The following is an 11838-nucleotide window of genomic DNA, read 5'->3' as shown; positions in this document are numbered from 1 at the left end:
TAAAGATTTTTTTTGATTGTTGCCGTTGTTGGATTATAAATACACAAAAAAACTGATGAAAAAAAGTACAAAACACGATTTTATAGCAAAAAAATCAAATAAAACTTGACAAGGGTGCAGAAGACCGATAAATAGCGGCTAGACCCATTTATATTTTTCATTAGAGGTACTTAGTGTCTTCTACAGATTTTGAATTAGATGATGATAACTACGGTGAAGATGATGTTAGTTTTGATGAGTCATCGGGTAAAATCAGCGCCAAAGAATCATTAGAAAAACGTCGTTTGATTGATGAGTTGTTAGCTCAACGTCGCTTAGAACGAGAATTAAAAGATTTTGATTATGATTTCGACGATGATGATCTTGATGACGAAGACTAAGCAAAATTGCTGAGACTTCATGTCTGAAAATGTTATGCTGTTGCCGATGTATTTTTAAAATTGGATGAAAGAATGAGCACGTTAGATTTAGACTTATTAAGTAATTATCTTGACGGTGATCAAAACGAATACGGTCTAGATTTCGCAGCGACTCATGGCTTTTTGTGTGCAATTGCCGTTGGTCCAAAATTTGATCGTTGGTTAGATGAGCTTTTTGAGAGTAATCAAAAGAAGCTTCCTGCTGAAGTACTTGAACAAGTGAAGCTTTGGTTGGAGTCAATTCGTCAGGATTTAGCCAATGAAAATGGAATCGAGTTTCCATTTGAAATCGAAGAAGCAGATGTTGAATCAAGCTTAGGCGATTGGAGTGTTGGTTTTGTTGATGCCATGTTCCTTAATGAAGAAGCGTGGTTTGCGCCTGAATTTGAAGAGCAACTGATCGATTTAACTTTGCCAATCATGGTCTTTAGCGGAATTGATGAAGAAGATCCACAAATGGAATCTTTCCGCCGTAATGGCCAGTTGATGGACGAATTGGCAGAAGAAATTCCTGAAAATTTAAATGAACTCTATCTCATGTACCACACGCCAGCGTGATGTGACATGTTGCACTGCGATGAGCACAGTGCATGCATGGCAGAACAAGTTAAAGATGAAAACGCCCGAGCAGGGCGTTTTTTTTATGCCAATCGTTTGCAGTGATTGTTGCACCTGGAAGGAAAATTTAAAAATGAGTGAACAAAAGCCCTATGCCTAAAGCACTTAGGATACAACCAATGATTCGATAAATGCTGACTTGTTGGGCGAGAATTCTGTTGCGAATAAGCGGTGTGGAACAAAACAATGCAACCAAGCAAAACCAAACCAAATGACTGCCAGAGATAAAAACACCATATCCGATTAATGTGTGCAGGTTGTTGCCACTGGTCATTACCTGCGAATAAATGCTCATGACAAACAGTGTGGTTTTGGGGTTGAGGCTGTTGGTGAGGAAGCCATGTCTGATAGCCTGCCAGCGCGTGATATCACAGTTGTTTTCGTCAAACAGAATAGAGGGAAGTGTAAAGGTTTTATAACCGATATAGATCAAATAGCCTGCACCGATATATTGAATCAGTTGAATTAAACTGGGAATGTATTGTTGTAAAAAGCTCAGTCCAATCAAGCTATAACTGATATGTACCCAGACACCCATCGCAATGCCGTAGGCGGTACAGATGCCCAAATGACGACCATAGAGATAACTGTTTCGGGTGACAAGGGCAAAGTCTGCACCTGGACTAATAACTGCAAGCAGGGTAACCAAACCCACAGCAATGATTTCATTCACTCATCTATTCCTAAATTGCCTCATTAAAGATTTTTTATATTTTTCATATTCTTGCTATATTTAAAATTGAAGTTAATTCCTGTCATGTATGAGTTTTTGGAATGATTGAACGATTGTCTTTGAATTCACTTAAGTTTTTTTATTATGTAGCGCGTTATGAAAGTGTCACTGTTGCTGCAGAAAAGCTATTTGTGACTCAAAGTGCAGTGAGCAAACAGCTTAAAAACTTGGAACAAGCTTTGGGTTTGGTGTTGTTTGTGCGCGAAGCCCGAAAATTAAGTTTAACGTCGGAAGGTGAAGTGTTGTTTGAATGCTGCCAGCAGGTGTTTCAACAGATTGATCAATGCTTATTGCAATTGCAACAACATAGCAAAGTACAAAAAAACTTGATTTTGTCCTGTGAACCGACGCTGGCAATGAAATGGTTGATTCCTCGCTTAGCGCAATTTAAGCAACTTTATCCAGAGTTTGAAGTCAGCCTGTTAACCGCAGGTGGGGAGGTTGATTTTCAACAGCAAGGTATTGACTTGGCTCTAAGACGAAATGACTTTGTTTGGGGGGAGGAGGTTTATAGTGAGAAAATCGCAGATGAACAGATGCTCGCTGTACGGGCGAAGAATGATAGAGTGGCAACAACGCAAGTATTTATTTCTAAATCCAGACCTCAGCTATGGTAACAGTTTAAGCGCCGACACCCAGAACAGTTTGGTGATTTAAAACGATCTCCGCTTGAGCATTTTTATCTCTGTATTGAGGCTTGCTTGGCGGGTTTAGGTGCAACAGTGGTTTCTGCCTATATGGTTGAGCGAGAAATGAAATATCAGATGCTGGAGCAACTCACCACGACTTATGCTGATGGTTCGGCCTATCATTTATTGTCTGCCCAGCCTTTTGAAGCGGATATTCGTAAACTATTGCTGAGAGATTGGTTAAGAGATGAAATGCATAAAAGCCAATTGGGATTTAACACAGTTTCATCTCTGGCCTAAGTTTTGTTGGTGCTATGAGTTGCGATTTGATTTAGACAAGTAAAACTTTTTGATTGCCCACCATAGGAGGTACAGCACCACAATGGCAAGGATCAGATAGCTGACACGCTGTAGAATTGCCATCATCAAAGCCTGATTTTTACTAAAATGATAACCAAGATAGGCGAGAAAGCTGGTCCAAATCACGGTTCCAGCGCTACTGTAAAGCATAAATTTACTAAAAGGCATTCGGCTAATCCCTGCAGGGATACTAATCAAGGAGCGAACTGCTGGAATCATTCGGCCAAAGAACACAATGCGATGTCCATGTTTGTTAAACCATGTCAGTGCTTTTTCCAGATCTTGCACTTGAATGCGTAAATATTTGCCATAGCGTTCGATAAAATGAAACAACTGTTGCTGAGGGACTTTGTGTCCGACCCAATACAGCAGCATTGCGGCCAGAATGGAGCCACCACTTCCCGCGATAATCACGCCAATCAGCGTAAGCTCGCCTTTGGAAGCGGTATAACCTGCTGAAGGCATAATGATTTCTGAGGGAATCGGTGGAAAAACATTATCGAGAAACATTAAAAATGCGATACCTAAATATCCCAGTTTCTCCATGATGGATAGAACCCATTCTTCAAGTCCCATAACGCCCTTATCTGATTCATTTGATTGTTATTTTCAGAATAGTGATTGTTATATGAATGCTCAAGGGTGGAATCGTTACTTGATTTTATCGCACAATAAAAAAGCCATAGTTAAACTATGGCTTTTAATCTGCTTTTTAGCTTACAGACGTTTTCTTTTTGCTGCGGCAATTTGTGACTGACGCATGCGGAAGCCGGCTTTTTGCTTGTCTGAGGTTTTATCAATACAGTAAACACAAGATACGCCATGTTCATAGCTCGGTAATTCTGCTTCAACTTTGGTCAGTGGCCAACCACACGCATGACACTTGATGTTTTCGCCTTCTTCAACCCCATGAGTCACCGCAGTACGGCCATCAAACACGAAGCATTCACCTTCCCACATACTTTCTTCAGCAGGGGTTTCTTCTAGGTATTTTAAAATACCACCTTTCAGGTGATAGACCTCGTTAAAACCTTCTTGTAAAAGCAACGAAGTTGATTTTTCACAACGGATACCACCAGTACAGAACATCGCAATTTTTTTGTCTTTATGCTGTTCAAGGTTTTGTTTTACGTATTCTGGGAATTCACGGAAGCTTTCAGTTTTCGGATCAACGGCACCTTTGAAAGTACCTGCTTTATATTCATAGTCATTACGTGTGTCGATCAGAATCACATCATCACGGCTAATCAGTTCATTCCATTCTTTTGGGTCAAGATAGTGGCCAACTAGATCACGTGGCTTCACTTCTACACCTAAAGTTACAATTTCATTTTTAAGCTTGATTTTCATTTTACGGAATGGTTTTTCAGAGCTCTCAGACTCTTTGTATTCCATTGCGTTAAAACCTTCATTCAGAAGGAATTGATGCACAGCATCAATGGCTGCACGGTCGCCTGCAACGGTACCGTTAATACCTTCAGACGCTACAATCAGAGTTCCACATAAATTGATGCTGTTCACTAAGTCCAAAAGACGTTGTTGCAGATCCGCTGCATCTGAAACTTCTTTAAATTGATATAGTGCCGCAACAACCCAATTATTGGTCGCTTGCTGTTCTACAGGTGCAAGCTGTTCTACAGTAGCGTTCATGGATAACTCCAAATGTATTAAGATAGAAAAATAAGGCGCACATTTTAGCGCGAAATCTGAAAATAAGCGAGAAAACCATAAAATAAATATGGTTTTAGAGGAGTTGGTTTTGAGTAATGACCGTCGAATCCCATCATTGACCCCATGTGCAGGGCGTTGTTCAACGGTGTTTGGTGATCTGGTCTGCCGTGGCTGTCGCCGCTTTAATCATGAAGTGATTCAGTGGAATACCTATACACCAGAGCAGCGCCTAATGGTTTGGAAGCGCCTAGATGCGCAACTGGACCAAATTCTGGTCCCTTTACTGCCACATGCAAATTTACAACATGTCGAAGGCTTTATTCAAAATAAGCGGATCCGTGTATTAGATAATGCCAGTAATGGGCGTAAGCTCTATCATGCCTTGAAGATTTGTGAAAAAAATAAACATTTGGCACATGATAGTGGTCTGGGGATTACTGATGCACAGGTTAAACCGATTTGGGAGGCGTTTGAGCGTCGTGTACTGGCTCTGGCAAAGGCGAGCTATGAATTGGCTTGGTTACGTGCTGATGGGATTAGTAATACCTTATTGCGTGCACTCGAACTGGAAGAAGATGAGATTTAACAAACTCTATATTATTGCACCGAAAAATTTCATCAGTAATTAAAGATGTTGATAAATATTCAACTAGATTTAGTCAATCTTTTAAGGTGAGTCGGTTTTAGTGAGATCGAACAGGCGAGAAAGGTGTATAGAGTTTGGGGTTCGTGCAAAATATTGAGCTATTACTTTGTGGTCGGTCTCCCGAATCAGGCTGATTTGGAAGCCATGTGTAGTGGCCCCAGAAGAGCGTGTTCCTTTAGTGCGGTAGAGTTTTTGACTGATACTGTAAATATGTTTTCCGTAACTAAAGCGTTGATTTTCAATTTGTTTTAATTGTTCTGGTTGAGGGAAGCGATAGAGCACTTTTAGCTGTTGGTAAAATTCATCATAGATATAAATGTATTGCTGGTCTGCAAAAATATAACTGAAATTTCCAGGAAAGGGCTCATTGCTTTGATTACCAATGAGTTGCAGGTGTGAGAAATCAACGGATACTGTTCCCCAGAATTTATGCTCGGCAATACGTGGAAGTGGATGTTCATTTAAATAAAAAGATTGGCCATCGGTTGCTAAATTCAGATCTCGGCTAAATCGATTACTACCACTAAAAATCTGCGTCTGTTGCGCATTTAACTTGTCCAGCCTTTTATCTTGATAATAGACCAACTGTTGATCGTGAATATATTGGCTGCTATTGATAAATGCGTGGCTCTGTTGAGGGTTTAAACCGGTTAAGGCATGCGTTTTGTAATAGACCTGTTGATCATCCTTTGCGTAAAAATACCCCAATGCATTAAAAGTGGGATGTAATACCGCAGTAAAGCGAGCCGCATTCGCATTGATTAAGCGCTTATCTTGAAAGTAGACCTGTTGTTGGTCTTTGCTGAAATCATTACCTAAATAAACTGTTTGCGCTGGATTTAATAGGGGCAGGATATGCTCTTGCCAATAAACATGCTGCAATGTTTTACCGACATTGCTATACAGCTCAGGCGCACGATCAGGAAGGTTACTCAAGGCTAAATCAGTAAATTGATCGGCCTTGGCTTGAGGAAGTAAAAATGTGCCTTGCCCTTGTTTAAAGATATAGACCTGATTTTGATAAGCCTTAAAATTTGTGTTAGAGATTGCCTGTGTTTGCTGATCTGGTAAATTGACACTACCATCGTCAAACTTATGCCACAATAGCTGAGCAATAAAAAGGCTGAGGCTGCCTAAAATTGCAAGAGTCAATCCTATAGTGATCCACCTCTGCTTACGTTGGATCTTTGTTTGAACTTGTTGGTCTACAATCAAGGTAATATCAATATGAGTTTTCTTGAAGATATTTGCCTTGCTGATACGTTGTAATTGTTGTTGTTTTGCCAAGGATTCCAGTTTTTTCCAAAACTGTAAAAAGTCACAATGTTGTTGGGTTAAAGTGGCAGGCCATATCCATGAATTAAAATAAAAATACTGTCGATAGGGTGCGGTTTTGCTCAGAAGATTAAAGCTGTGAATTTGAGCCTGTTGCTGCCGAAGCTGTATCTGAATCAGATCTTGCCAAGTGAAAAAATCAGCTTGATTTGAGCGATCTACTGAGATTCCTTGTTGGTATAGCTTAAATGTGATTGGGTGTCTAAACCATTTCAGATAAAGCTGGTTATTGAGGTAAAGAATGGGTACCAGTAAACTGAACATCAACGCAATACTGAATAGTTGAGCGAAGAAAGGGAGGAATTGATAAAAATAATACAGGCTTAAATCGTAACTAAAATAAATTAAAACGCCCCAGGTCAGTATGATCATCAATAAAAATAGCGTAAAGGGCGCAATTTTCATTTCAATGATGGGCAGGGTGACCTGTATTAAAACAGAGGATTTTTTTATCATCAGCGTAGTGATTGGTTATGCCAAAAATGTTGTTTAAGTTTTATATGAAGAGCATAACTGATAAAACGAAAAAAGGATGCAAAAGCATCCTTTTTTATCAACGTAAATCGAAATTAACGTTTGATATCGCGCTGAGTCGAGCCTGTGTAAAGCTGACGTGGACGACCGATCTTGTAAGGACCGCTGTGCATTTCTAACCAGTGGCTGATCCAGCCAACGGTACGTGCAAGTGCGAAGATCACGGTAAACATACCCGTTGGGATACCAATCGCTTTTAAGATGATACCTGAGTAGAAGTCTACGTTCGGGTAAAGCTTACGTTCAACGAAGTACGGGTCGTTCAGTGCAATACGCTCAAGTTCCATTGCAAGTTGCAATTGTGGATCGTTGATGCCTAGTGCAGCAAGAACTTCGTCACAGGTTTCTTTCATGACTTTCGCACGTGGGTCGAAGTTTTTGTAAACACGGTGACCGAAGCCCATGAGTTTAACTTCTTTACGTTTTACTTTTTCCATGAATTCAGCAACGTTTTCTACGCTACCAATTTCATCTAACATTTTAAGTACAGCTTCGTTTGCACCGCCGTGAGCAGGTCCCCAAAGTGCAGAGATACCCGCAGAGATACATGCATACGGGTTTGCACCAGTAGAACCAGCAAGACGAACTGTAGACGTAGACGCATTTTGTTCGTGGTCAGCATGAAGCGTGAAGATACGGTCCATTGCACGAGCAAGAACTGGATTCACTTTGTAATCACGGTCAGCAGGAGTAGCAAACATCATGTGTAAGAAGTTTTCTGCATAACCAAGGTCATTACGTGGGTAAATGAATGGTTGACCTACAGTGTACTTGTAGCTCCACGCTGCAAGTGTCGGGATTTTCGCGATTAAACGAATCGCAGTAATTTCGCGGTGGTTAACATCTTCGATGTCTAAGCCGTTGTGATAGAACGCAGATAACGCACCAACAACACCAACCATTATAGCCATCGGGTGAGCATCACGACGGAAACCATTGAAGAAACGGCTAACTTGATCGTGAACCATGGTGTGGTTGCGTACTTTCGCATCAAATTCTGCTTTTTGTTCAGCATTTGGAAGCTCGCCATTTAAAAGTAAGTAGCAAGTTTCTAAGTAGTCTGCTTGAGTCGCTAATTGATCAATTGGATAACCACGGTGTAATAACACACCTTTGTCACCATCAATGAATGTGATCTTAGATTCGCAAGCCGCTGTCGCCATAAAACCAGGATCGAAAGTAAAGTGACCAGATGCCAATACATCTTTAACGTCAATTACATCTGGGCCCAATGTGCCGCTGTAAATTGGTAATTCAATTTCTTTGCCATCAAGCTGTAATACGGCTTTTTTGCCAGTTGCTGCAGACATTCAATAGATCTCCTGTCCTGGTGAATGATTATCTGACTCGAAATACTAATCTTGTCATGTGCGAATCAGACGGTGTCAAAATTTGCTATAAGATTAGTGGCTACTAAAATTTTGTCAATTATACTTAGGGATAAAAAATGACGTTGCTACAGTCAATTAGTCATTCAGTATCGAAGAAAAAACTGAGTAAAATCACAGCACCGGTCGAGTATAATATGTCAAATCAAGTTTTAGGTGCATAAAAAAAATGAAGCACCAGTCCAATTGTAAGTAAATTTTTATTTGGCTGGGATGTTGCTGCTTATAAAATAAATACTTATCACGCTTCGCAGCCCTATATGGCTTGTGTTTTGGAGTGAACTGTTCATTCAGAAAGCAATTAAAAACTTTATATATACCGTAATAATTGAGGCATTAGAGGGTGATTGGTTGTCTAAAAAATGACTGATTGATTTTGATCAGTTGGATCATAAAAATAGATTATTAATTAATTATATTTACTATATAAATGAGCAGTATTATTTTTGACTATATATAAAGGTCGAAAAATTGTGCTGCTTGAACGCGGAAAAGCGGACTTTTTTGTGAAATAACAAGAAAAGAATTTATAAAATTAAAAAGTATCTATAAAAAATAGTATTTTATTTTTATCATTACAAAACAATTAGATAGTTATTTTTGATTGGACTTGGTGTATTTATCGTCGCTATTATGCGTGTGAATGATTCTTATTTAAAGTTTTTTTCGACTAAAGCGAAAGTTGATTGTTTGTATTTTGATATTTCACGTTTTATAATTCGATGTCGTTTATAGGTTAGGCATGTGCTGTGCTTGCCTAACAATGCCAGCTTTCCTTTGAATTAATTCAAACAAACTCCGGATGGAGTTTCTACCTACAGGATGCCCGCTGTGAAAAGCAACAGACCTGTCAATTTGTCCATGGGTCAGGTGTTAGCGGTAAATTTACGCTCACCCGTGGCTATTGCATCAATTCTACACCGTCTATCAGGTGTAATCGTATTCTTATTAGTCGCAGTTCTTTTATGGATTTTGGATAAATCTTTATCTTCACCAGAAGGATTTGACTACGTTAAAAATGTCGTTTTCGGGAATATCATTGTACGTTTCATCGTATGGGTATTTGTAGCTGGCTTGATTTTCCACTTTATCGCAGGCGTGAAGCATTTACTTGCTGACCTCGGTTTTGCTGAAGAACTTCAAAGCGGTCGTATTGCTGCTACAGTTTCATTGATCTTGTCTGCGATTGGTATTGTCGCAGCATTCGTATGGATTATGTTCTGATGAAAAGTGCTACAGGTTTAACAGGTTCAGGTTCTCGCGATTGGTATATCCAACGTGTCAGTGCTGTGGTGTTAGCTGCATACACTGTGGTTTTGTTCGGCTGGATTCTTTGCAATAGCGGATTTGGTTATGAACAATGGGCGGGCTTTATGCTGACTTTGCCAATGAAGATTTTCTCTTTATTAGCAGTATTGGCGCTCGTTGCACACGCTTGGATTGGTATGTGGCAAGTCTTTACTGATTATGTAACGACTCGTCAAATGGGCCCTTCAGCTTCAGGTTTACGCCTTGTACTGACTTCTGCTGTCATTATTTCAGTGATCGTGTACGCAATCTGGGGTATCCAGATTTTCTGGGCAAATTGATAGGAAGAGATCATGGGCGCAATTAACCCTAAAGAAGATTATTCAAATATTCAAAACCTCACTTTCGACGCCGTAATTGTCGGTGGTGGTGGTTCTGGTATGCGCGCTGCTTACCAACTTGCTCAAGCGGGTTTAAAAGTTGCGGTATTGACCAAAGTATTCCCGACACGTTCGCACACGGTTGCTGCTCAAGGTGGTATCGGTGCATCGTTAGGTAACATGCAAGAAGATAACTGGCACTATCACTTCTATGACACGGTTAAAGGTTCTGACTGGTTAGGCGATCAGGACGCAATCGAGTTCATGACGCGTGAAGCGCCAAAAGTTGTTTACGAGCTTGAACACTTAGGTATGCCGTTTGACCGTAACCAAGATGGTACGATCTATCAGCGTCCATTCGGTGGTCACTCTGCAAACTACGGTGAAAAAGCTGTTCCGCGTGCGTGTGCTGCGGCTGACCGTACAGGTCATGCTTTACTTCATACCTTGTATCAAAGCAACGTAAAAATGGGTACCCAGTTTTATGTTGAGTGGATTGCATTAGACTTGATCCGTAACGAAGCGGGTGATGTGCTTGGTGTGACTGCAATTGACCAAGAAACAGGTAACATTGCGGTATTCCAAGCAAAAGCAACTTTATTTGCTACTGGTGGTGCGGGTCGTGTTTACCGTGCATCAACCAATGCTTATATCAATACTGGTGACGGTCTTGGTATGGCTGCTCGTGCGGGTATTCCATTACAAGATATGGAATTCTGGCAATTCCACCCAACGGGTGTTGCAGGCGCAGGCGTCTTGTTAACTGAAGGTTGTCGTGGCGAAGGTGCAATTCTTCGTAATAAAGACGGCGAACCATTCATGGAACGTTATGCACCGACTTTAAAAGATTTGGCACCACGTGACTTCGTATCACGCTCTATGGACCAAGAAATTAAAGAAGGTCGTGGTTGTGGTCCTAAAGCCGATTATATCTTGTTGGATATGACGCATTTAGGTGCTGAAACGATTATGAAGCGTCTTCCATCTGTATATGAGATTGGTAAGAAGTTTGCGAACGTTGACTGTACCAAAGAGCCAATTCCTGTAGTACCAACAATCCATTATCAAATGGGTGGTATTCCAACCAATATTCATGGTCAAGTGGTTGTGCCACATGGTGTGGAAGAGGGTGAATTCTCTGCGCACTATGATAAAGATACTAAAGAGTATTCTTATAAAGGTACACGTGATTATGTGAAGCCTGTAAAAGGTTTCTATGCAATTGGTGAATGTTCTTGCGTATCTGTACATGGTGCAAACCGTTTAGGTACCAACTCATTGCTTGACCTTGTTGTGTTTGGTAAAGCAGCTGGCGAGCACATCATTGATTACGTGACTAAACATCATGGCGATGATTACCAACCGCTTCCAGCAGATGTGTTGGTTAACACCTTAGAGCGTATTCGTAAGCTTGATGATTCAACCACAGGTGAAAACGCGCAAGAAGTTGCTGATGCAATCCGTGACATCGTACAAGATCACGCAGGTGTATTCCGCACTCAAGCATTGCTTGATAAAGGCGTAAAAGAAATTCTTGCGATTGAGCCACGTGTTCGTAACATTCATTTGAAAGACAAATCTAAAGTATTTAACACGGCACGTGTTGAAGCCTTAGAAGTTGAAAACTTGTATGAAGTTGCGAAGGCGACTCTGATTTCTGCTGCTGCACGTAAAGAATGTCGTGGTGCGCATACGGTTGTTGACTATGAGTTAGCACCTGATCACCCAACTTATTCTTACGGTCGCCGTGATGATGAGTGGATGAAGCATACATTATGGTATTCGTCAGACAACCGTCTTGAATATAAGCCAGTTCGTTTCAGCCCATTAACGGTTGAAGCAATTGAACCTAAGCCACGTACATTCTAATCGGGAGA

The 11838-nt window shown here is 40.6% G+C and carries 11 protein-coding genes and 1 pseudogene; 7 read left to right on the top strand and 5 right to left on the bottom strand.

All coding sequences use genetic code 11. The features are described 5' to 3' along the window. The first annotated feature begins 173 nt into the window (after positions 1–173). Positions 174–380 carry a PA3496 family putative envelope integrity protein gene (locus F907_RS17260; RefSeq protein WP_005243797.1) on the top strand — a complete coding sequence of 69 codons (207 nt, stop codon included), beginning with the start codon at positions 174–176 and terminating at the stop codon, positions 378–380. A gap of 72 nt (positions 381–452) precedes the next feature. Further along, positions 453–977, top strand: coding sequence for a YecA/YgfB family protein (locus tag F907_RS17265; RefSeq protein ID WP_005269638.1), 525 nt, complete (start codon positions 453–455; stop codon positions 975–977). 127 nt (positions 978–1104) lie between these two features. Here the strand turns inward: F907_RS17265 and F907_RS17270 are convergent, their stop codons facing one another. Then, complete coding sequence (locus F907_RS17270; protein WP_016651028.1) at positions 1105–1710, bottom strand: LysE family translocator; 606 nt, start codon at positions 1708–1710, stop codon at positions 1105–1107. A 101-nt stretch (positions 1711–1811) separates the two neighbouring features. Here F907_RS17270 and F907_RS0117800 point away from each other — a divergent pair. Continuing rightward, a pseudogene (locus F907_RS0117800) lies at positions 1812–2699 on the top strand (LysR family transcriptional regulator). A 12-nt stretch (positions 2700–2711) separates the two neighbouring features. Here F907_RS0117800 and F907_RS17275 read toward each other — a convergent pair. Together F907_RS17275 and trhO are read right to left on the bottom strand one after the other, a co-directional pair. After that, complete coding sequence (locus tag F907_RS17275; protein WP_016651025.1) at positions 2712–3335, bottom strand: DedA family protein; 624 nt, start codon at positions 3333–3335, stop codon at positions 2712–2714. Positions 3336–3476: 141 nt separating this feature from the next. Continuing rightward, entirely contained in the window at positions 3477–4409 is a 933-nt protein-coding gene (gene trhO / locus F907_RS17280; protein ID WP_016651024.1) for an oxygen-dependent tRNA uridine(34) hydroxylase TrhO, read from the bottom strand. 109 nt (positions 4410–4518) lie between these two features. Between trhO and F907_RS17285 the strand changes: the two genes are divergently transcribed. After that, positions 4519–5016, top strand: coding sequence for a DUF1289 domain-containing protein (locus F907_RS17285; RefSeq protein ID WP_032861682.1), 498 nt, complete (start codon positions 4519–4521; stop codon positions 5014–5016). 81 nt (positions 5017–5097) lie between these two features. On the opposite strand, the gene F907_RS17290 is transcribed toward F907_RS17285, so the two are convergent. Then, on the bottom strand, positions 5098–6867 hold the full coding sequence (locus F907_RS17290; protein ID WP_016651022.1) for a DKNYY domain-containing protein: 1770 nt from the start codon (positions 6865–6867) through the stop codon (positions 5098–5100). 113 nt (positions 6868–6980) lie between these two features. Beyond that, positions 6981–8255, bottom strand: a complete 1275-nt coding sequence (gene gltA, locus F907_RS17295; RefSeq protein WP_004652200.1) for a citrate synthase — start codon at positions 8253–8255, stop codon at positions 6981–6983. A gap of 900 nt (positions 8256–9155) precedes the next feature. On the opposite strand from gltA, the gene sdhC reads away from it, so the two are divergent. From sdhC to sdhA, 3 genes are read left to right on the top strand one after another with little or no spacing between them, the layout of a single operon-like run. Further along, positions 9156–9557, top strand: coding sequence for a succinate dehydrogenase, cytochrome b556 subunit (sdhC, locus tag F907_RS17300; RefSeq protein WP_010589984.1), 402 nt, complete (start codon positions 9156–9158; stop codon positions 9555–9557). Then, positions 9557–9922, top strand: coding sequence for a succinate dehydrogenase, hydrophobic membrane anchor protein (gene sdhD / locus F907_RS17305; protein WP_005269646.1), 366 nt, complete (start codon positions 9557–9559; stop codon positions 9920–9922). The genes sdhC and sdhD overlap by 1 nt, the downstream gene beginning before the upstream one ends. Positions 9923–9934: 12 nt before the next feature. Beyond that, positions 9935–11830, top strand: coding sequence for a succinate dehydrogenase flavoprotein subunit (gene sdhA, locus F907_RS17310; protein WP_016651021.1), 1896 nt, complete (start codon positions 9935–9937; stop codon positions 11828–11830). The last annotated feature ends 8 nt before the right edge of the window (positions 11831–11838 follow it).

This window comes from Acinetobacter colistiniresistens, assembly GCF_000413935.1.
Taxonomy (GTDB): Bacteria; Pseudomonadota; Gammaproteobacteria; order Pseudomonadales; family Moraxellaceae; genus Acinetobacter; species Acinetobacter colistiniresistens.
The sequence above is the reverse complement of the archived record's forward strand: the minus strand, read 5'-3'. Positions and strand labels throughout refer to the sequence as shown.

What these genes read in the sequence shown, in the direction of transcription:
- F907_RS17275 (WP_016651025.1), bottom strand. Translation starts at nt 3,335, where the DNA reads ATGGGACTTGAAGAATGGGTTCTATCCATCATGGAGAAACTGGGATAT.
- sdhA (WP_016651021.1), top strand. Translation starts at nt 9,935, where the DNA reads ATGGGCGCAATTAACCCTAAAGAAGATTATTCAAATATTCAAAACCTC.
- sdhC (WP_010589984.1), top strand. Translation starts at nt 9,156, where the DNA reads ATGCCCGCTGTGAAAAGCAACAGACCTGTCAATTTGTCCATGGGTCAG.
- F907_RS17290 (WP_016651022.1), bottom strand. Translation starts at nt 6,867, where the DNA reads ATGATAAAAAAATCCTCTGTTTTAATACAGGTCACCCTGCCCATCATT.
- gltA (WP_004652200.1), bottom strand. Translation starts at nt 8,255, where the DNA reads ATGTCTGCAGCAACTGGCAAAAAAGCCGTATTACAGCTTGATGGCAAA.
- F907_RS17265 (WP_005269638.1), top strand. Translation starts at nt 453, where the DNA reads ATGAGCACGTTAGATTTAGACTTATTAAGTAATTATCTTGACGGTGAT.
- trhO (WP_016651024.1), bottom strand. Translation starts at nt 4,409, where the DNA reads ATGAACGCTACTGTAGAACAGCTTGCACCTGTAGAACAGCAAGCGACC.
- sdhD (WP_005269646.1), top strand. Translation starts at nt 9,557, where the DNA reads ATGAAAAGTGCTACAGGTTTAACAGGTTCAGGTTCTCGCGATTGGTAT.